This window comes from Salipiger sp. (assembly GCF_059781815.1).
The window spans coordinates 1-19,945 of the sequence record NZ_JBYNAH010000078.1 but is presented as its reverse complement, the minus strand read 5'-3'; the positions used below and the strand labels follow the sequence as shown (position 1 = coordinate 19,945).

The 19,945-nt window shown below is 67.5% G+C and carries 18 protein-coding genes and 1 tRNA gene; 13 read left to right on the top strand and 6 right to left on the bottom strand.

Going from position 1 to position 19,945, the window contains the following annotated elements; translation table 11 throughout:
- The 3 genes from AC6RA4_RS11165 to AC6RA4_RS11155 form a co-directional block, all read left to right on the top strand.
- On the top strand, positions 1 to 797 hold a 797-nt coding region (locus AC6RA4_RS11165), incomplete at its 5' end, for a glutamine synthetase family protein (protein ID WP_500160296.1).
- Between the two features lie 93 nt (positions 798 to 890).
- A complete protein-coding gene (locus tag AC6RA4_RS11160; protein ID WP_500160294.1) occupies positions 891 to 2,192 on the top strand; it encodes an NAD(P)/FAD-dependent oxidoreductase in 1,302 nt (433 codons plus the stop codon).
- Positions 2,193 to 2,312: 120 nt separating this feature from the next.
- Entirely contained in the window at positions 2,313 to 3,524 is a 1,212-nt protein-coding gene (locus tag AC6RA4_RS11155) for a DegT/DnrJ/EryC1/StrS family aminotransferase (protein ID WP_500160293.1), read from the top strand.
- Positions 3,525 to 3,620: 96 nt separating this feature from the next.
- On the opposite strand, the gene phaR is transcribed toward AC6RA4_RS11155, so the two are convergent.
- The 4 genes from phaR to AC6RA4_RS11135 all read right to left on the bottom strand — a co-directional run bounded on the left by phaR (position 3,621) and on the right by AC6RA4_RS11135 (position 8,039).
- Positions 3,621 to 4,181: a polyhydroxyalkanoate synthesis repressor PhaR gene (gene phaR / locus AC6RA4_RS11150; protein WP_500160291.1), complete on the bottom strand. Its 561-nt coding sequence runs from the start codon at positions 4,179 to 4,181 to the stop codon at positions 3,621 to 3,623.
- Positions 4,182 to 4,274: 93 nt separating this feature from the next.
- Positions 4,275 to 5,246 (bottom strand): Gfo/Idh/MocA family protein, encoded by a 972-nt coding sequence (locus AC6RA4_RS11145; protein WP_500160290.1) that lies wholly within the window; start codon positions 5,244 to 5,246, stop codon positions 4,275 to 4,277.
- 623 nt (positions 5,247 to 5,869) lie between these two features.
- Entirely contained in the window at positions 5,870 to 6,766 is an 897-nt protein-coding gene (rpoH, locus tag AC6RA4_RS11140) for an RNA polymerase sigma factor RpoH (protein ID WP_500160297.1), read from the bottom strand.
- A 241-nt stretch (positions 6,767 to 7,007) separates the two neighbouring features.
- Positions 7,008 to 8,039, bottom strand: coding sequence for an RluA family pseudouridine synthase (locus AC6RA4_RS11135; protein ID WP_500160288.1), 1,032 nt, complete (start codon positions 8,037 to 8,039; stop codon positions 7,008 to 7,010).
- Here AC6RA4_RS11135 and AC6RA4_RS11130 point away from each other — a divergent pair.
- Positions 8,038 to 8,352, top strand: a complete 315-nt coding sequence (locus AC6RA4_RS11130) for a DUF6476 family protein (RefSeq protein ID WP_500160286.1) — start codon at positions 8,038 to 8,040, stop codon at positions 8,350 to 8,352. The genes AC6RA4_RS11135 and AC6RA4_RS11130 overlap by 2 nt on opposite strands.
- A 4-nt stretch (positions 8,353 to 8,356) precedes the next feature.
- Here AC6RA4_RS11130 and AC6RA4_RS11125 read toward each other — a convergent pair whose 3' ends face one another.
- Together AC6RA4_RS11125 and AC6RA4_RS11120 are read right to left on the bottom strand one after the other, a co-directional pair.
- Positions 8,357 to 9,952 (bottom strand): GMC oxidoreductase, encoded by a 1,596-nt coding sequence (locus tag AC6RA4_RS11125; RefSeq protein ID WP_500160284.1) that lies wholly within the window; start codon positions 9,950 to 9,952, stop codon positions 8,357 to 8,359.
- A 491-nt stretch (positions 9,953 to 10,443) separates the two neighbouring features.
- Positions 10,444 to 10,527: transfer RNA gene (locus tag AC6RA4_RS11120), tRNA-Tyr, on the bottom strand.
- Between the two features lie 130 nt (positions 10,528 to 10,657).
- Here AC6RA4_RS11120 and rlmB point away from each other — a divergent pair.
- The 9 genes from rlmB to AC6RA4_RS11075 all read left to right on the top strand — a co-directional run bounded on the left by rlmB (position 10,658) and on the right by AC6RA4_RS11075 (position 19,873).
- Positions 10,658 to 11,437, top strand: a complete 780-nt coding sequence (rlmB, locus tag AC6RA4_RS11115) for a 23S rRNA (guanosine(2251)-2'-O)-methyltransferase RlmB (RefSeq protein WP_500160282.1) — start codon at positions 10,658 to 10,660, stop codon at positions 11,435 to 11,437.
- A gap of 37 nt (positions 11,438 to 11,474) precedes the next feature.
- Entirely contained in the window at positions 11,475 to 11,774 is a 300-nt protein-coding gene (locus AC6RA4_RS11110; protein ID WP_500160280.1) for a hypothetical protein, read from the top strand.
- A gap of 217 nt (positions 11,775 to 11,991) precedes the next feature.
- Positions 11,992 to 13,116 carry a 3,4-dihydroxy-2-butanone-4-phosphate synthase gene (gene ribB / locus AC6RA4_RS11105; RefSeq protein WP_500160278.1) on the top strand — a complete coding sequence of 375 codons (1,125 nt, stop codon included), beginning with the start codon at positions 11,992 to 11,994 and terminating at the stop codon, positions 13,114 to 13,116.
- Positions 13,116 to 13,667 (top strand): 6,7-dimethyl-8-ribityllumazine synthase, encoded by a 552-nt coding sequence (locus tag AC6RA4_RS11100; protein ID WP_500160276.1) that lies wholly within the window; start codon positions 13,116 to 13,118, stop codon positions 13,665 to 13,667. The genes ribB and AC6RA4_RS11100 overlap by 1 nt, the downstream gene beginning before the upstream one ends.
- Positions 13,664 to 14,155, top strand: a complete 492-nt coding sequence (nusB, locus tag AC6RA4_RS11095; protein WP_500160274.1) for a transcription antitermination factor NusB — start codon at positions 13,664 to 13,666, stop codon at positions 14,153 to 14,155. The genes AC6RA4_RS11100 and nusB overlap by 4 nt, the downstream gene beginning before the upstream one ends.
- Before the next feature lie 127 nt (positions 14,156 to 14,282).
- The gene (locus tag AC6RA4_RS11090) at positions 14,283 to 14,570 is read left to right on the top strand and encodes a hypothetical protein (RefSeq protein ID WP_500160272.1); all 288 of its coding nucleotides are present in this window, start codon (positions 14,283 to 14,285) and stop codon (positions 14,568 to 14,570) included.
- Positions 14,571 to 14,682: 112 nt separating this feature from the next.
- Positions 14,683 to 16,641 carry a DNA topoisomerase IV subunit B gene (gene parE, locus AC6RA4_RS11085; protein ID WP_500160270.1) on the top strand — a complete coding sequence of 653 codons (1,959 nt, stop codon included), beginning with the start codon at positions 14,683 to 14,685 and terminating at the stop codon, positions 16,639 to 16,641.
- Between the two features lie 672 nt (positions 16,642 to 17,313).
- Positions 17,314 to 19,131, top strand: a complete 1,818-nt coding sequence (gene typA / locus AC6RA4_RS11080; protein WP_222604730.1) for a translational GTPase TypA — start codon at positions 17,314 to 17,316, stop codon at positions 19,129 to 19,131.
- A gap of 82 nt (positions 19,132 to 19,213) precedes the next feature.
- Positions 19,214 to 19,873 carry a DUF6639 family protein gene (locus AC6RA4_RS11075; RefSeq protein ID WP_500160268.1) on the top strand — a complete coding sequence of 220 codons (660 nt, stop codon included), beginning with the start codon at positions 19,214 to 19,216 and terminating at the stop codon, positions 19,871 to 19,873.
- The last annotated feature ends 72 nt before the right edge of the window (positions 19,874 to 19,945 follow it).

Here is a 19,945-nt window from a genome sequence, read left to right as displayed (position 1 = left end):
ACATCTACGATTTCGCCGAGGCGCAGGGCTTCGAGATCGACGGCATCACCCAGGAAGGCGGTGCCGGCCAGCTCGAGATCAACCTCCGCCACGGCGATCCGGTCAAGCTCGCCGACGAGGTGTTCTACTTCAAGCGGCTGATCCGCGAGGCGGCGCTGCGGCACGATTGCTTTGCCACCTTCATGGCCAAGCCGATCGCTGACGAGCCGGGCTCGGCCATGCATATCCACCACTCGGTGATGGACAAGGAGACCGGGCGCAACATCTTCTCGGGCCCCCAGGGCGGCGAGACCGATGCCTTCTACCACTTCATCGGCGGGCTGCAGACCCACCTGCCGGCGGCAGTGGCGGTGATGGCGCCCTACGTGAACTCCTACCGCCGCTACGTGCGCGACCATGCCGCGCCGATCAACCTCGAATGGGGCCGCGACAACCGCACCACCGGCATCCGCATCCCGCTTTCGGGACCGGAGAGCCGCCGCGTCGAGAACCGGCTCGCAGGCATGGATTGCAACCCCTATCTCGGCATCGCCGCCTCGCTGGCCTGCGGCTATCTCGGGCTCATGGAAGAGCGTCGCCCGTCGAAGCAGTTCCGCGGCGACGCCTATGAGGGCGAGGGTGACATCCCGCGCGTGCTCGGCTCGGCGCTCGAGCTCTGGGACGAGGCCGAGGCGCTGCACCAGGTCATGGGGCCGGATTTCGCCCGGGTCTACTCGATCGTGAAGCGGGCGGAATACGAGGAGTTCCTGTCGGTGATCAGCCCGTGGGAGCGGGAGCACCTGCTGCTCAACGTCTGAGCCCCTTGGCCGGGGGCGGGAGGGGCGCTGCCCCTCTTGGCGCTATGCGCCAATTCACCCCGGAGTATTTTTGACGAAGAGAAGGGCTGGGTTGTGGACCTGCTGTTTTCCAATGACCGCCGGGGGCACTACCCGGAGAGCTGGTATGCCGCCACCGCGATCGATCTTGCGGGGTTTCCGGCGCTCGAGGGCGAGACGCGGGCGGATGTCTGCATCATCGGCGCGGGCTTCACCGGGCTCTCGGCGGCGCTGCACATGGCCGAGGCCGGGCTCGACGTCGTGCTGCTCGAGGCGCACCGGGTTGGCTTTGGCGCCTCAGGGCGCAATGGCGGGCAGCTGGGCTCGGGCCAGCGGCAGGACCAGCTGACGCTCGAGGAGATGCTCGGGCGCGAGGATGCGCGCAAGTACTGGGATCTCGGCGAAGAGGCCAAGGACCTGGTGCGCGCGCTGATCGCGAAGCATGGCATCGACTGCCACCTGCGCGACGGCGTGGCGTGGTGCGGCTCGCGGCCCGGCGAGGTGCAGCATCTGCACGAGTATGCCGAGCACATGGGCGAGCACTATGGCTACGAGATCGAGCGCCACGATGCCGAGAGCTTCCGCGCCATCTGCCCCTCGCCCGACTATTGCGGCGGCGTGGTCGACATGGGGGCGGCGCATCTGCATCCGCTGCGCTTTTCGCAGGGGCTGGCGAAGGCCGCCGCCGACGCCGGCGCGCGGATCTTCGAGCAGAGCGTCGTAACCGAGGTGCAGGAAGGCGCGGACTGCGTCGTGCGCTGCGCGGGCGGATTGGTGCGCGCGGGCCACGTGATCTATGCCGGCAACGGCTATCTCGGCAAGCTGCAGCCGCGGGTGGCGCGGCGGGTCATGCCGATCAACAATTTCATCGCCGCCACCGAGCCCTTGGGCGCGCGCGTGGCCGAGGTGCTGACCCGCGACATCGCGGTGGCCGACTCGCGCCACGTGGTCAACTACTTCCGGCTCAGCCATGACGGGCGGCTGCTGTTCGGCGGCGGCGAGAGCTATGGCTACAAGTTCCCCGCCGACATCAAGGCAAAGGTGCGCAAGCCGATGCTGGAGATCTTCCCGCAGCTTAAGGACGTGCGGCTCGACCACGCTTGGGGCGGCACGCTCGGCATCACCATGAAGCGCCTGCCCTTCCTGGCGCGGCTGGCGCCCAACGTGCTCAGCGCCTCGGGCTATTCCGGCCACGGCGTCGGCACCGCCGTGCATGCCGGCCGGCTGCTGGCCGAGGCGGTGCGCGGCCAGTCGCAGGGCTTCGACGCCATGGCCGCCCTGCCCGTCCCGCCCTTCCCCGGCGGGCCCGCCTTTCGCACCCCGCTGCTGACGCTGGCGATGACCTGGTTCGCGCTGCGCGACCGCATCGGCATTTAGACCGCGACCTTTCCGCAACGACCTGCGCGCAGACCGCTCCCTTCGGGAGGCGGTTTTCACTTGGCTGTCACAGAACTGGTGTTTAAGATTTCCAGAAGACGACATTCAGGAATTTGAAATATGAACAGCTTGCCCAACATGCATGACGCAGAGCCGATCCCCGCGGAAGCCCGCGCCGAGATCGACCGGCTTCTGCAATCCGGAGACCTGTTCCGCTACACTGCCCCCGAGGATGCGCCGGTGGCGCTGCTCGAGCGCGAGTTTGCCGCGATGATGGGCGCGAAATACGCTCTGGCGGTGTCGAGCTGCTCGGCGGCGCTGTTCCTGTCGCTCAAGGCGCTTGGCCTGCCGCGCGACGCGCGGGTGATGATCCCGGGCTTCACCTTCGCCGCGGTGCCCTCGGCCATCGTGCATGCCGACTGCGTGCCGGTGCTCTGCGAGGTCAGTGACAATTACCGCATCGACCTGGCCGATTTCGAGGCCAAGCTCGGCGGCGTGCAGGCGGTGATCATCAGCCACATGCGCGGCCACACCTCCGACATGGACGCGATCATGGCGCTTTGCGACGCGCGCGGCATCCCGGTGGTGGAAGACGCGGCGCACAGCCTCGGCACGGTCTGGGGCGGACGCAACATCGGCACCATCGGCAAGGTCGGCTGCTTCTCGTTCCAGAGCTACAAGCTGGTCAATGCCGGCGAGGGCGGCATCCTGATCACCGACGATGCCGACGTGGTGGCGCAGGCGGTGATCCTGTCGGGCGCCTATGAGCACAACTGGCAAAAGCACATGGCCCGCGGCGACAATCGCGCGGACCTGGAAGAGGCGTTTGCGCGCTGGCAGAACAGTCTGCCGCTCTACAATCTGCGCATGTCGAACCTCTCGGCCGCCGTCATCCGCCCGCAGCTGCCGCACGTCGCGCGCCGCGTGCAGGATGGCCGCCGCAACCATGATTTCGTGGCCTCCCGCATCGAGATGAGCCCGTGGATCGAGGTTCCGGCCAAGCTCGCCCGCGAAGAGCGCGCGCCGGATTCGCTGCAGTTCAACCTCGTGAACATGGACCGCGAAGAGATGCGCGCCTTTGCCGAGACCGCCGCCGCGATGGGCGTGAAGGTGCAGGTCTTTGGCCTCTCCTCCGACAATGCCCGCGCGTTCTGGAACTGGCAGTTCCTGCGCGACATCCCCGAGCTGCCGCAGACCCGCGCCATGCTCGAGCGCGCCTGCGACACCCGCCTGCCGGCGCGGCTGACGCTGGAGGACTGTGCGGCCGTTGCCGATATCCTGATCAACGCCGCCGAGGCGGTGATGGGCGAGACCCGCGCCTACGGCACCTGAGACCACCCAAGACCACTCACGAACACGAAACGGGCGGGGATTTCCCCGCCCGTTTTGCGTATCGTCAAAAGCACTGCGACCCGCCGGCCGCGCGGCTCACTTGCTCATCTTGGAAAGCTTGCTCTGCAGTTCCGCCAGCTGCTTCTTGATGGCGTCGAGGTCTTCCTCTTCGCCCTTGGCGGGCGCGTCGCCCTCGGCCTCGGGTCCGGACCACTGCTTGCCCATGTTGCCGGTCATCGCCTTGAGAAAGGCTTCCTGCTGGGCCTGCATCGCCTCGAAGCCGGGGATCTTCGGCATCATCGGATTGGCGTTCATGCTCTCGGCCCATTTCGACTGGCTGTCGCGGAACATCTCGAAAGACGCGGCAAGGAACTGCGGCACCGCCGAGGTCGCCTGCGTGGTGTAGCTGCGCACCAGATCGGTGAGCACGTTGATCGGCAGCACGCTCTCGCCGCGGCTCTCGTGTTCGGCCACGATCTGCAGCAGGTATTGCCGGGTCAGGTCGTCACCGGATTTCAGATCGACGATCTGCACGTCACGCCCATCGCGGATGAAGCCCGCGATGTCCTCCAGCGTGACGTAATCGCTGGTCTCGGTGTTGTAGAGACGCCGGCTGGCATAGCGCTTGATCAGCAGCGGTTTTTCCGTGTCGGCCACCTGGTGCCCTCCCTGGCATGCAGCATTGCAGCGAAAGCCTATGCGAGCGCAGAAAAAAAGAAAAGCCTTTGCGTGCAAGCACGAAGCCGGCGGTCAGCTCCGCGCTGCGGCAAGGATTCGGTCCACCCAGGCCTGCGTCCCGCGCGAGACTTCCAGCGGCAGCGGCCAGTCGGCCTGCTCCAGCACGGCGCGGTTGAACGCCTCGACCTGCAGCACGTAATGGTTCTCGGCCGGCCAGCGCCAGCTCTCCACGTGACCGCCCGGATGATGCAGCTCGACCGAGGCCTGACCGAAGACCTGCGCGTTGAACGGCACCGGCAGGCGCATCACCGCGCGCTCGCCATGCACCACGATCTCCTGCCAGGGAGCGGCGCGCATCGAGATCCGCCCGGTGTAGAGGAACTCCGGGAAGCGGGCCATGATGTGGGTGGTGGCGTCGATGCCGTTGATCCAGTCGGTCTCGACCGCGAGCAGGTCCTCGGGCTCCTGCCCGGTCAGCAGGCGGATCGAGCCGAAGGCATAGACGCCCAGATCGCCAAGCGCCCCGCCCCCGGTTTCGGGCCGGTTGCGGATGTTGTCGAGATCGTCGTTGAAGAAGCTGTGGGTCGAGTCGATGCGAACGATCTTCCCCAGCGCACCGTCCTCGATCAGCGCGCGCGCCTTGGCGAATTGCGGGTGGTGCGAGATCATCCACGCCTCGGCGATGAGCTTGCCGGTGCGGTCGCGGGTCTCGATCAGCCGGTCGATGCCGGCGCTGTCCATGGCGATGGGCTTCTCGCAAAGCACGTGCTTGCCGGCCTCGGCGGCCTTGACCGACCACTCCACGTGCAGCGCGTTGGGCAGCGGGATGTAGATGGCGTCGATCTCGGGATCGGCGAGCAGCGCGTCGTACTCCTCGACCACCCGCAGGCCCGGGGCGAAGGCGGCGAAGGGCGCAGCCTTCTCGGCCTTGGAGGTGGCGATGGCCGCGAGTGCCCCGCCGCGCGCGGCGTTGATTGCCGGGCCCATGTACTCGCGGGCGAATTTCGCGGCGCCCAGAATGCCCCAGCGCAGGTGATCGGCCATGGTGATGTTCCTTCATGCTTTGTCTCAGCTCACCAGAGGGTGCTGTCGAGCTCTTGCGGTTTCAATTAGTGTGACACGTCGCTGCTTCGAGCTCTCAGAGAGCTGACCGTCGCGCCCTGCGCTGGCAAACCGTCGGCCTGCCCTTTCCGGCAGAATAGCCGGTGTTGCCGCAGCGCTGGCAGTGCCACGCAGAAAATGTCCCGCGATCATCGCCCGGTGTGCGCCGCCACGCGCATCCCAGTCGCGAACGATCACGGGTCCTTCTCGCCACCCAAACGATGAAAAGGAGCAGAGCAACGCCAGCCACAGCGGCGAAGACAAGAAGATACGTCTCAGTGTGCTGTTCGGTAACAGACACAAACTTCATGTGCTCCTCCCCTCCCGCAGGAGCAGCCGTTCATAGGAAGAACCAATCCAGCGGCACGCCCGTTTCGTGCTTGGAGAGGCTGCCGGGCGTAAAGCCAACTGCCGTTTCAGATGACATGGCTTCACTGACATCTCTTCCCCCCTTTGCCCCCAACGGTAGCAAGAGACCCGTCGAGCGCAACCCGCCCGGACATGGGACGCAACAAAAACGCCCGCCCCGAGGGGCAGGCGCAAACCATCTACCGTAAGTCTGGCGATCAGGCGCCGGTGAGCATGCCCTGCTCCTGCGCGAGTTCGCGCATGCGCTTCTGCAGCTTCTCGAAGGCGCGGACCTCGATCTGGCGGATGCGCTCGCGGCTGACGTCATAGACGCCCGACAGCTCCTCCAGCGTCACCGGCTGTTCGGCCAGACGGCGCTGGGTGAGGATGTCGCGCTCGCGCTCGTTGAGCACGTCCATCGCCTCGGCCAGCAAAGTGCGGCGTGCCTCGAGCTCGTTGCGCTCGGCATAGTCGCCCGCCTGGTCGGCGCTCTCGTCTTCGAGCCAGTCCTGCCATTGCATCGAGCTTTCGTCATCGCTGCCGACGGTGGCGTTGAGCGAGGCATCGCCGCCCGACAGGCGCCGGTTCATCGAGATCACCTCGTCCTGCGAGACGCCGAGATCGGTGGCGATCTTCTCCACATGCTCGGGGCGCAGATCGCCGTCCTCGAGCGCGCCGATGCGGCTCTTGGCCTTGCGCAGGTTGAAGAACAGCTTCTTCTGCGCGCTGGTCGTGCCGAGCTTCACCAGCGACCACGAGCGCAGGATGTATTCCTGGATCGAGGCGCGGATCCACCACATTGCATAGGTCGCGAGACGGAAGCCCTTCTCGGGGTCGAAGCGTTTCACCGCCTGCATCAGGCCGACATTGGCCTCCGAGATCACTTCGGCCTGCGGCAGGCCGTAGCCGCGATAGCCCATGGCAATCTTCGCTGCGAGGCGCAGGTGACTGGTGACCAGCTTGTGCGCCGACGCGGAATCCTGATCCTCGACCCAGCGCTTGGCCAGCATGTACTCTTCCTCCGGCTCCAGAAGCGGGAACTTCCGGATCTCGGACAGATAGCGGCTCAGGCCCGCCTCGGGCGACGGTGCGGGAAGATTGGCGTAGTTGCTCACGTTGCTCACGTGCCCGGTTCCTCCAATGTTACGGGGCTTAACATCCCATTTGGGAGCGCCACCATGCGTTTTCAAGATGTGTCACCTTGAGAGGTTTATACGACGATAACGCAGACTCCCGTCGGACGGGTCCGACAAAGTGAAGCGCTCACGTGCTTGGGAACTTCATGTCAGATGTGCAGGCTGCACGTAAACGGCGCAGACGGCGGGGATTTTGTGCGCCAAAGCACACACAATCGCGTCACTCTGCGTTACGGAGCGCGTCGAGCAGGGCCTGCATGTCTGCGGGCAGCGGCGCCTCGAAGCGCAGGCGCTCGCCGGTGGCGGGATGGTCGAAGCCGAGCTCTGCCGCGTGCAGCGCCTGCCGGTCAAAGCCGGCGACCGCCGCGGCAAGCTTTTCCCCCAGCGCCTTGACCGGCGCCTTGCGGCGCCCGCCATAGACAGGATCGCCCACCAGACCGTGACCGGCATGGGCCATGTGCACACGGATCTGGTGCGTGCGCCCGGTCTCGAGCCGGCACTCGAGCAGCGCCATTGCCGGCGGCGTGCCGAAGCTTTCGAGCACCCGCGCCCGGGTCACCGCATGCCGCCCCTGCCCGTCGAAATACACCGCCTGGCGCTGGCGGTCGGTCTTGTGCCGCGCCAGCCCGGACTGGATGCAGAGCACCCCGCCCGGCTCGACCGAGACCCCGCGCGTGCCCAAAAGCCGCGGATCGCCGGCGTTCGGCACGCCGTAGCAGATCGCGCGGTACGAGCGGTCGGCGCTGTGCGCCTCGAACTGCGCCGCGAGCCCGTGATGCGCCCGGTCGGACTTGGCCACCACCAGCAGCCCGCTGGTGTCCTTATCGATGCGGTGCACGATGCCGGGCCGGGCCACGCCACCGACGCCCGAGAGCCTGCCGCCGAAATGGTGCAGCAACGCGTTCACCAGCGTGCCCGTGGGCGTGCCCGGCGCCGGGTGCACCACCATGCCGGCGGGCTTGTTGACGACGACGAGGTCGTCATCCTCCCAGACGATGTCGAGCGGGATGTCCTCGGGGCCGATATGGCTGTCCTCGGCCTGCGGCACGGCGATGGTGATCTCGTCGCCCTCGGCGACCTTCGCCTTGGGATCGGTCAGCGCCTCGCCGCCGCGCGTGACCGCGCCTTCGGCGATGAGCTTGGCGAGCCGGGTCCGCGACAGCGCCGCTGCCTCTGGCACATCGCGCGCCAGCGCCTTATCAAGGCGCGCAGGCGGGGCTTCCCCGATGATGACGCGCAAGGCCTTGTCCATGTCCCAGACTCCCGATCCCGACGAACAGCTGCCCGAGCCGGCCAACCTGCGCTTCCTGCGCCTGCTGGTCACCGTGCTGACGGGCGTGATGATCGCCGGGCTTCTAGCGATCCTTGCGATGATTGTCATCCAGTACCGCACCACCCGCGTGCCGCTGCCCGAGGTCATCACGCTGCCAGACGGCGCCAGCGCCACCGCCTATACCCAGGGCAGCGACTGGTTCGCGGTGGTGACGGTCGATGACGAGATCCTAATCTTCGACCGCGCCTCGGGCGAGATCCGCCAGCGCATCGAGATCGCGCCGACCCGCTGACCGCTCACCGCGCCGCGGCGCTGCGACGGGAGGCGGCCGGCGTTGCGCGCCGTTGCATCTCGACGTGTTGCTGCACGCAGCGCAAAGCCAGCAGGATCGCCATCATCGTTGGGTTTGCACCGCCACCGGTCGGCAGCACCGATGTCGCGACAAGCTGCACCTGCGGCCGGGCAAAGAGCCTGAGATCGCGGTCCACCACCCCGCAGGACGGATCACGGCCCATCCGGGTGGTTCCGGTGGGATGATAATTGTCCGCCGGGATCGCGCTATCGCGGCAGATCGGTCGCCGCCGGAACTGCCCCAGCCGCGCCAGCCCGCTGCTGTTCCAGGTCTCCTCGAGCAGCGTTGCGGCCCGTTCCAGCCCCTCGAAATCCGCGTCCGCAATCTGCCACTCCAGCACCGGCAGCGGCACGCCGTAGCGGTCGAGACGGGTGTCGCTCAGGCTGATTCGATTGCGCCGATCGGGGCGCTGCTCGGCGACGACGTAGGCGTGGAGCGGCGCCCCTGCCGGGTAGAGCAGGCGCTTGTGCCGCACGCGCCACCAGGCCGCGCGGAGGACCCAGGGCAAGTGCTGCACCATCTCGCCGGCGACGCGCGCCGAGGGCAGACGCCGTCTCTGGATGCTCTTGAAGAGCTCGTGCAACGCCTCGAACCCGCCGGTCTCCGGCGGTTCGAAGCCGATATAGGCAAAGCTCGGAGGCAGCCCCTGCCGCGCCGCACTCTGCGGCGCAAGCTCGAACCGCAGGTTGCGCATCGTGCCGCCCTCTCCAAACCGGTAGCCCACGAGCCGGTTCAGCTCGGCCCGGCGCGTCGGCTCGATGGCGGCGACCGGCAGCGAGATATGATCGGTGAAGAAACGCCCCAGATCCGGGCTCGTGCGACTCACCGCGCCGCCGCAGCTCCGATCCAGCATCAACGCAAGCCGAGTCGTCTCGATCGCCCCGGCGGCGATGATGAGCCGCGGCGCCCTGACCGTCAGTTCGTGCCCCTCCGGCGCCCGCGCCACCACCGTGACCCCGACGCCGCAGCCATCGGCGTCGAGCCGGGTCACCGTGGCATTGAGCCAGACCTCGGCCTGCCGCGACTGCCGCAGCTCATCGCCTACGAGGTGCGCCACGTTCCGGTGCCGGAAGGAGGGCATCTTGGCCAGCCGGTTGACATGGTTCGGACCCAGCTCGAGCGGCAGCTCGGGATCGCTGTAAGGGCTGTGATCGAGCCCGAACAACCGCTCCGCCGCGGGAAGATGAGGCTCGAGCTCGGCCATGCTCAGCGGCCAGTCCGCGGCATCGAGATCGGCCTGTTGAAACGGAAGAAGGGTGGCACCCCAGCGGCTCGAGGTGCCGCCAAGGCAGCGAAAGCGGCCATGCGCCGCGCCGCGATAGTCATTGCCGGCGCGCTCGACCTCGTTCAGCGGATGGGTCTCCGCCTCCTGATGCTCGCCACCGGACTCGAGGCAGATCACCCGCAGCCCCGCCTCGCGCGCCAGCAGGGCGGTGATCGGCAGCCCCAAAGTGCCGGCCCCCACGACCAGAACATCGCACTCCCGTGTGTCTTCGCGCTGGCCGCCCGAATGTCGCCTTGCAGAAAGGTCTTCGATCACCGCGGCGGTCCTTTCAGCTGGGTCGCCCGCGGCAACGCGGCGCAGGCGGTGTTTCGGTCATCCGCCCCGAAGGCGCGCTGTCGGGCACCCGCCTCGTCCGGGTCAAATGCGCGTTCCCGAGGCGCGAAGGGCAGAATGAACGTAGGTGTATTGCCTCCAGGATGGTGTCGCTATGCGTGTATCAAGGCAACATGCATCCGGTGCGGGCGGACAGGTCCGGCCTGTCCACGCGGATGGGGCGCGACATTTTTCGGCAAACCGCGCCCCCGACAAGCACGCAGCGGCGGCCCCCGCCTCTTGCCCGGCGCCAGCGCGGGGCGATGGCCGAAAGCGGGCGTTCTGGAAAGGTGGCGGTCAAATGCGCGGCGCAGTCCCCGATCCCGCCGGCATCGCCTCGTGAACGGCTTCCCGAACCTGCGTTCAACGCACTTCAGCCCGTGCGCCACAGCGGCTCGGGCCAGGTCCGGATCCATCATCTGAGGGAGAGAAAGTGGTGGGCGACCTAGGAATCGAACCTAGCGTGCGTCTCCGCGAGGGAGTTACAGTCCCCTGCCACACCTTGCGGCCTGTCGCCCACTTTCTTGCCGGCGCTGCCGGCGTGTGGCGCTGACTACAAAAGGCGCAAACCGGCGTCAACAGGAAAATCCCTTGCGGCGGAGACAAGGGAAAGGCAAGGGAACGGGACCGCAGGAAGAGAGGCGCGAGATGGTCAAGAAACCGAAATGGGTGGTCGAGAAAGAACAGGCGAAAAAGGCCCGCGCCGCCGAGACGGTGTGGCTCTTCGGCCTGCACGCGGTGCGCGATGCGCTGCTCAATCCGCGGCGCGAGAAGCTGCGGCTGATCCTCACCCCCAACGCCCAGGCCAAGCTTGCCGACGCCGTGGCCGAGGCGGGAATCGAGCCCGAGATCCACGATCCGCGCAAGTTCGGCGCGCCGCTCGATCCGCAATCGGTGCACCAGGGCGCGGCGCTCGAGGTCAAGCCGCTCGACTGGGGGCGACTCGCCGATGTCGCGCTTCGCGACGACGACCGCCCGCCGCGGCTGGTGATGCTCGACCGGGTGAGCGATCCGCACAACGTCGGCGCCATCCTGCGCTCGGCCGAGGTGTTCGGCGCGCAGGCGGTGATCGGCGTCCAGCATCACTCCGCCCCCGAGACCGGCGCGCTGGCCAAGACCGCCTCGGGCGCGCTCGAGCGCCAGCCCTACCTGCGCGAGCGCAACCTCGCCGACAGCATCCGCGCCCTGCAGGAGATGGGCTATCTCGTGCTCGGGCTCGACGGCGAGGCCGAGGCCACCATCGAAGAGGCGCTCGACGGGCTGCGCGACCGCCCGGTGGCGCTGGTGCTCGGTGCCGAGGGGCCGGGTCTGCGGGAAAAGACCAAGACCACGGTCGACAAGCTGGTGCGCATCGACTTCACCGGCGGCTTCGGCTCGCTCAACGTCTCCAACGCCGCCGCCGTGGCGCTCTACGCCGCGCGCCCCTGACCTTGCCGGGCGCCCGCGCCGCGCCCATATCGAGCCGATGCCAAGCACCAAGATCGCCACCTGCAGCTATTGCGGCACCCGCGCCGCGCTGGTCCTCGCGCCCGGACGTCACGAGCTGGCCTGCGGCTCCTGCGGCGCGCCGCTGCACGAGCTCAAGCAGCTTCGCCCCGAGGCCGTCGACCGCGACGCCCCCCGACACCGGCCCGCCGCCTCCGAGAAAGAGGCGAAGAAACGCGCCAAGGCGCTGCGCAAGGCACAGAAGAAGACCAGCAAGACGCGCCTCGGCAAAAAGGCCGCGAAGGGTCTCTTCGACCTGCTCGACGACATCTTCGACTGATCCCCGCCACCGCGCGCCACGCCCCTCCTTCTCTGGTTCGAAAATACCTCGGGGTGAATGCCGCCCATCGGGCGGCAGAGGGGCAGCGCCCCTGCCCTGCTTTCGGGCCGCGCGGCCCCCGGATGGTGCCTGTATTGCGCCCTGCCGTGCGCAAATGCGCCCTAGCCATTCCGGCCCGCATCTCTTATCTGGCAGGGACGAGACAGAAGGTGACGTGATGGCGGATTTCGAAAGCCCCGGCCCGGTGGAATCGGACTGGAAGGATGCAATCTCCTCGATCGAGGAGATCATCGAGGATGCGCGCAACGGGCGCATGTTCATCCTGGTCGATCACGAGGATCGCGAGAACGAGGGCGATCTGGTGATCCCGGCGCAATGGGCCACCCCCGACGCGATCAACTTCATGGCCACCCACGGGCGCGGCCTGATCTGCCTGTCAATGTCCGCCGAGCGCTGTGACCAGCTCGGGCTCGAGCTGATGTCGACCAACAATTCCTCGCGCCACGAGACCGCCTTCACGATCTCGATCGAGGCCCGCGAGGGCGTGACCACCGGCATCTCCGCCGCCGACCGCGCCCGCACCATCGCGGTGGCGATCGACGCCTCCAAGGGTGCCGCCGACATCGCGACCCCGGGCCATGTCTTCCCGCTGCGGGCCAAGTCCGGCGGCGTGCTGGTGCGTGCCGGCCATACCGAGGCAGCGGTCGACGTGTCCCGCCTTGCCGGGCTCAATTCCGCCGGGGTGATCTGCGAGATCATGAACGAGGACGGCACCATGTCGCGCCTGCCCGAGCTGGTCTCCTTCGCGCAGAAGCACGGGCTCAAGATCGGCACGATCTCGGACCTGATCGCCTATCGCCGCCGCCACGATAACCTCGTGCGCGTCGAGCGCTCGCAGACCGTGACCTCAGAGTTCGGCGGCGAGTGGGACATGCGCATCTATGCCGACACCACTCATGGCGACGAGCATATCGTGCTCTCCAAGGGCGACCTGACCACCGACGAACCGGTGCTCGTCCGGATGCACGCACTCGACCCGATGCTCGACATTGCCGGCACCGGCCATGCCGGCCGCGCCAATGAGTTCCGCGACGCCATGACCACCGTGGCCGCCGAGGGCCGCGGCGTCGTCGTGCTGCTGCGCGACACCGCGATGAAGCTCGACCCCGAGGAGGGCAGCTCGCCCAAGACCCTGCGCCAATACGGCCTCGGCGCGCAGATCCTGTCCTCGCTCGGCCTGTCGAAGCTGGTGCTGCTGACCAACTCGCCGACCCCCAAGGTCGTGGGCCTCGACGCCTACGGTCTCGAGATCGTCGGCACCCGCAAGATCGGAGAGGCCTGATGGCATCGAACGAAGAGCATTACACCCTGCCGCGTCTGGAATTCGACAAGCCGGTCAAGATCCTCATCGTGGTGGCGCCCTATTACAAGCAGATCGCCGAGCAGCTGGTCGCCGGGGCCATCGCCGAGGTCGAGGCGGTGGGCGGGTTCCACGAGGTGGTCGAGGTGCCGGGCGCGCTCGAGGTGCCCTCGGCCATCGGCATCGCCGAGCGCATGTCGAACTTCGACGGCTACGTGGCGCTTGGCTGCGTGATCCGCGGCGAGACCACCCATTACGACACCGTCTGCAACGACAGCTCGCGCGGGCTGACGCTGCTGGGGCTTCAGGGCCTGTGCATCGGCAACGGAATCCTCACGGTCGAAAACTACGATCAGGCCTGGGTCCGGGCCGAGGCGGCGGGCCAGAACAAGGGCGGCGGCGCCGCCCCCGCGCCCAAGCATCTGATAGCCCTGGCCCGTAGGAGGGGCGGCGCCCCCAAGCGGGGGGGAGTCGTCCAGTCACATATAAAGTATCAGATCGCGGGCGCCTCACGAGGAAACGACAGCGCATGACCACCCCGGACACCCCCCCGGCCCTCTCGGGCAATCAGAAGCGGCGGATGAAATCCGCCTCGCGGCTTTATGCGGTGCAGGCCCTGTACCAGATGGAAGCGGGGGACGTGACCGTCGAGAAGGTGCAGCGCGAGTTCATCGACTACCGCTTCGGCGCCGAGATCGAGGACGGCGTCGAGATGGTCGAGGGCGACGTGACGCTGTTCGGCAAGATCACCTCGTCGGCGGTCAACTGGCAGGCCAAGATCGACCAGATGACCGACCGCGCGCTGGTCGCCAAGTGGCCGATCGCCCGCATCGACCCGACCCTGCGGGCGCTGTTCCGCGCCGCCGGCGCCGAGCTCGTCGACAGCGACACCCCGCCCAAGGTGGTGATCTCGGAATATGTCGAGGTGGCCTCGGCCTTCTTCCCCGAGGGGCGCGAGCCGAGCTTCGTCAATGCCGTGCTCGACCACATGGCCCGCGAGGCACGCCCCGAGGCGTTCTGAGGCGTTCTAAGCCCGGGGGCCAACGCCCCCACGGCAAACCCCGGTCATGCGACGCGTGCCGGGCGCAATCGCGTACCGGCGCAATTTCCCCGCAGCGCGGTGTCATACCTCTGTTACACTTCCGGGTATGCGCAGCCTCGCCCTGATTCCCTTCCTGCTTCCGGCCCCTGCTCTCGCCGCCTCGCCGATCGCCGAGGTGCTGTGCGAACCCGCGCCCCGGATGACCGAGCGCCTCGCAAGGCGCTACGGCGCCACGCTCTCCTCGACCGGTCTGCGCAGCCCCGAAGAGGTGGTCGAGGTCTGGACCGATGCGGAAGGCGACTGGACCATGGTCATCGCCTACGCCTCCGGCACCTCCTGCATCGTCGCCATGGGCGAGCACTGGTCGCAGCTTCAGCCACAAGATCCGGCGTAATCCACAGGCTTTCCCCCATGATCGTGGGGTCTGACACCGCGCGGACCCTTTTCGCGGCTGTTCCGCTCTGCCATAATCGCTGCCAATCAACGATCAGAACGAGCAGCGCACCATGGCCGACGATCTTCTCGCCGCTACCGATACCCCCGATTACGACGCCTCCTCGATCGAGGTTCTCGAAGGGCTCGAACCGGTCCGCAAGCGGCCCGGCATGTATATCGGCGGCACCGACGAGCGGGCGCTGCATCACATGGTGGCCGAGGTGCTCGACAACTCGATGGACGAGGCCGTCGCCGGCCACGCCAACCGCATCGAGGTCGAGCTGCACGCCGATTACGCCATCACCGTGCGCGACAACGGCCGCGGCATCCCGATCGATCCGCACCCCAAGTTCCCGGGCAAATCTGCGCTCGAGGTGATCCTCTGCACCCTGCACGCGGGCGGCAAGTTCTCCGGCGATGCCTACGAGACCTCGGGCGGCCTGCACGGCGTCGGCGCCTCGGTGGTGAACGCGCTCTCGGATTCGATGGTCGTGCAGGTGGCGCGCAACAAGGAGCTGTTCGAGCAGCGCTTCTCGCGCGGCATCCCGCTCGGCGGGGTCGAGAAGGTCGGCGCGGCGCCGAACCGGCGCGGCACCACGGTGACCTTCCATGCCGACGAGGAGATCTTCGGCCATCACCGCTTCAAGCCGGCGCGGCTGTTCAAGATGGTGAAGTCCAAGGCCTATCTGTTCTCGGGCGTCGAGATTCGCTGGAAGTCCGCCATCGACGACAACGAGACCCCGACGGAGGCCACCTTCCACTTCCCCGGCGGCCTTGCCGATTACCTGACCGAGACGCTGGGCGCCTCCTCGACCTATTCCGACAAGCCGTTCTCGGGCACCGTCGACTTCAAGGAGAAGTTCAGCACGCCCGGCAAGGTCGAGTGGGCGATCAACTGGACGCCCTCGCGCGACGGCTTCATCCAGTCCTACTGTAACACCGTCCCCACCCCCGAGGGCGGCACCCACGAGGCCGGCTTCTGGTCGGCGATCCTCAAGGGCATCCGCGCCTATGGCGAGCTGGTCAACAACCGCAAGGCCAGCCAGATCACCCGCGACGACCTGCTCACCGGCGGCTGCGCGCTGGTGTCGTGCTTCATCCGCGAGCCGGAATTCGTCGGACAGACCAAGGACCGCCTCGCCACCACCGAGGCACAGCGCCTCGTCGAGGGCGCGGTGCGCGACCATTTCGACAACTGGCTCGCCGCCGACACCAAGTCCGCCGGCGCCATCCTCGATTTCCTCGTGCTGCGCGCCGAGGAGCGCCTGCGCCGCCGTCAGGAAAAGGAGACCGCGCGCAAGTCGGCCACCAAGAAGCTGCGCCTGCCGGGCAAGCTCACCGACTGCACCGCCAAGAACCGTGAGGGCACCGAGCTCTTCATCGTCGAGGGCGACTCGGCCGGCGGCTCGGCCAAGGGGGCGCGCTTCCGCGAGACCCAGGCGCTGCTGCCGCTCAAGGGCAAGATCCTCAACGTGCTGGGCGCGGCCTCGAACAAGCTCAGTTCCAACGCCGAGATCCGCGATCTCTGCGAGGCGCTTGGCGTGGGGCTGGGGACCAAGTTCAACATCGACGATCTGCGCTACGACAAGGTCATCATCATGACCGACGCGGACGTCGACGGCGCCCATATCGCGGCGCTGTTGATGACCTTCTTCTACACCCAGATGCGGCCGCTCATCGACCAAGGCCACCTCTACATGGCCTGCCCGCCGCTCTACCGGCTGACCCAAGGCGCGCGGCGGATCTATGTCGCCGACGATGCCGAGAAGGAGGAGATGCTGAAGAAGGGCCTTGGCGGCAAGGGCAAGATCGACGTGCAGCGCTTCAAGGGTCTGGGCGAGATGGACGCCAAGGACCTGAAAGAGACCACGATGGACCCGGCGACACGCAAGTTGATCCGCGTGACCATCGACGAGGACGAGCCCGGCGAGACCGGCGATCTGGTCGAGCGCCTGATGGGCAAGAAGCCGGAGCTGCGCTTCCAGTACATCCAGGAGAACGCCCGGTTCGTGGAAGAGCTGGATGTGTGAGCGGGCCTGACGGCCCGGCCAGTTTCCCCGCGAACCGCCTGGGCGCCGCCGCGCATCGCCGGACCGCGGGGCGGCGATCCAGGCGTGGATCCTCTCGATTTATCCCGACCAAGTCCGAAAGACCTCGACACGTCGCACTAGGCCTTACCAAATCGCCGGCCCGTGCGGGCAGTCCGGCGATGCGCGGCGGCCTACGGCCTTGATTCCGCGCGGGTGCGATGATCGGGGGAGCAAGGCCGAGATGGATTCGACCTTATTGCTTTGTGCGAGAGCCAGCGAGATGCTTGGACGCCGCCGTGCCATCGCCGGCCCGCGGGGTGGCGATGCGACCTCCAAGCCTCTCGATTTATCCCGGCCACGTCCGAAGGACCTCAACACGTGGCACTTGCATCACCAAATCGCCAGCCCGGGGGGCGGGCCGGCGATGGCGCGGCGGCCTGCGGCCTTGATTCCGCGCCGAGGCAACGACCGACCGTCCGCATCGGCGCTATCGTAAGGCAAGGCGCTTCCGACACCTAATCTCGCGACGCCACCCAACCTCTCGCCCCGCCCCAACCCGCGCCCACGTGGAAACGCAGCGCCAGTATATGAAGGCGCAACCGGCAAGCGGCTTGCCTTTTGCGGCCTTCCCCGGTAGGGGGCGCGCAACCCTCCCCTTTAAAGGCTCACCCCATGGACCTGCGCAATATCGCAATCATCGCTCACGTGGACCACGGCAAGACCACGCTTGTCGACGAATTGCTGAAACAATCCGGCGCATTCCGCGAAAACCAGGCCGTCGCCGAGCGCGCGATGGACAGCAACGACCTCGAGCGCGAGCGTGGCATCACCATCTTCGCCAAGCCCACCTCGGTCGAGTGGAAGAACACCCGCATCAACATCGTCGACACCCCCGGCCACGCCGATTTCGGCGGCGAGGTGGAGCGTATCCTGAGCATGGTCGACGGCGTTGTCCTGCTCGTCGACGCCGCCGAAGGCCCGATGCCGCAGACCAAGTTCGTGACCTCCAAGGCGCTGGCGCTGGGCCTGCGCCCGATCGTGGTGCTCAACAAGGTCGACAAGCCCGACGCCGAGCCCGACCGCGCGCTCGACGAATGCTTCGACCTCTTCGCCTCGCTCGACGCCGATGAAGACCAGCTCGACTTCCCGCACATGTACGCCTCGGGCCGCAACGGCTGGGCCGACAGCGAGCTCGACGGCCCGCGCAAGGATCTCTCGGCGCTGTTCAACCTGATCGTCAACCACGTCCCGGCGCCGAAGCAGATCAAGCACCAGGACGAAGATTTCCGCATGCTGGCCACCACGCTCGGCTCCGACCCCTTCGTCGGCCGCCTGTTGACGGGCCGCATCGAGACCGGCCGCGTCAAGGTCGGCCAGACGGTGCAGGCGATCTCGCGCATCGGCCAGAAGATCGAGCAGTTCCGCGTCACCCGCGTGCAGGCCTTCCGTGGCCTGGCGCAGGCCGATATCGAGGAAGGCCTCGCGGGCGACATCGTCTCCCTCGCCGGCATGACCAAGGCCACCGTGGCCGACACGATCTGCGCCCTGGCGGTGGACGAGCCGCTCGACGCCCAGCCGATCGACCCGCCGACCATCACCGTGACCTTCGGCATCAATGACAGCCCGCTGGCGGGCCGCGACGGCAAGAAGGTGCAGTCGCGGGTGATCCGTGAGCGCCTGATGAAGGAAGCCGAGGGCAACGTCGCGATCAAGATCAAGGACACCCCCGGCGGCGAGGCCTTCGAGGTCTCGGGCCGCGGCGAACTGCAGATGGGCGTGCTGATCGAAAACATGCGCCGCGAGGGCTTCGAGCTCAGCATCTCGCGCCCGCAGGTGATCATGAAGGAAGAAGACGGCCAGCTCATGGAGCCGGTCGAGGAAGCCACCATCGACGTCGATGACGAGTATTCCGGCGCGGTGATCGAGAAGCTCACCGGCAACCGCAAGGGCGAGCTGGTCGAGATGCGCCCGGCCGGCGCCGGCAAGACGCGCATCATCGCGCATGTGCCCTCGCGCGGCCTGATCGGCTATCACGGCGAGTTCCTCACCGACACCCGCGGCACCGGCGTTCTGAACCGCGTGTTCCACGGCTGGACGCCGCACAAGGGCCCGATCCCCGGCCGTCGCGCCGGCGTGCTGATCTCGATGGAGAACGGCGAGGCGGTGGCCTACGCGCTGTGGAACCTCGAGGATCGCGGCAAGATGTTCCTCGGCGCCCAGGCCCCGGTCTATACCGGCATGATCATCGGCGAGCACTCGCGCGACAACGATCTCGAGGTCAACCCGCTCAAGGGCAAGAAGCTCACCAACGTGCGCGCCTCCGGCACCGACGAAGCGGTGCGCCTGACCACCCCGGTGACGCTGAGCCTGGAAGAGGCGATCGCCTATATCAACGACGACGAGCTCGTCGAGGTGACGCCGAACGCGATCCGCCTGCGCAAGCGCTACCTCGATCCGCACGAGCGCAAGCGCATGTCGAAGACCCAGTAAGCAAAAGATCCGAGGCGGGCCCATCACGGCCCGCCTCTTTCTTTCGCGCCCCGAAGCAGGCCCGCTGTGCTAGGCTCCGCCCATGCGCCCGCCGTTTCCTCCGCTCCTCGCCCTGATCCTCGCCCTGCCAGCCTCCGCCGAGACGCTCTGCGAGGGCACGCCGGTCAGCGTCAGCGCGCCCCCGGCCCAGACCGAACGGCTCTGCCGCGCCGTGCAGACGGCCCTGCCCCGGCTTGCCGCCTGCGGGCTCGCGCTCGAAACCCCGGTCTCGATCACCCTCGCCGACAGCCTGCCCGGCGATTGTCTCGGCCTCTACCATTGCGGCGAAGACCGCATCGATCTCCTGAGCCCCGAGGCACTCTCAGGCCAGCGCCGCGCCGACGGCGTTTTCGCAAGCCTCCCGGACGACCGCTATTTCGACAGCATCGTGGCGCATGAGCTGGCCCATGCCGCCCATGATGCCCGCCCCTGCCCGAGCGGGCTGTGCCTGGCCACAAGCGAATACCTCGCCTACAATTTCCAGATTCTCGGCCTCACTCCCGAGGACCGCGCCCGCGTCGAGGCGACGCTCGACATGCGAAGCCCGGTCTCTCATGACTCGGTCAACGCGATGATCCTGCTCTTCGCGCCGGATGCCTTCGCGGCCCGCGCCTGGGCCCATCTCAACCAGCGCGCCGACCCCTGCGCCTACCTGCGCCACGTCGCCGCCGGTGATTTCACCTTCGACCGCCCCGCCCGCTGAGCCCCGCCGCGCCACGCCCGCCACCAGCGCCACGCCCTACTCTTCTCTGGTTTTCAAATACCTCGGGGAGCG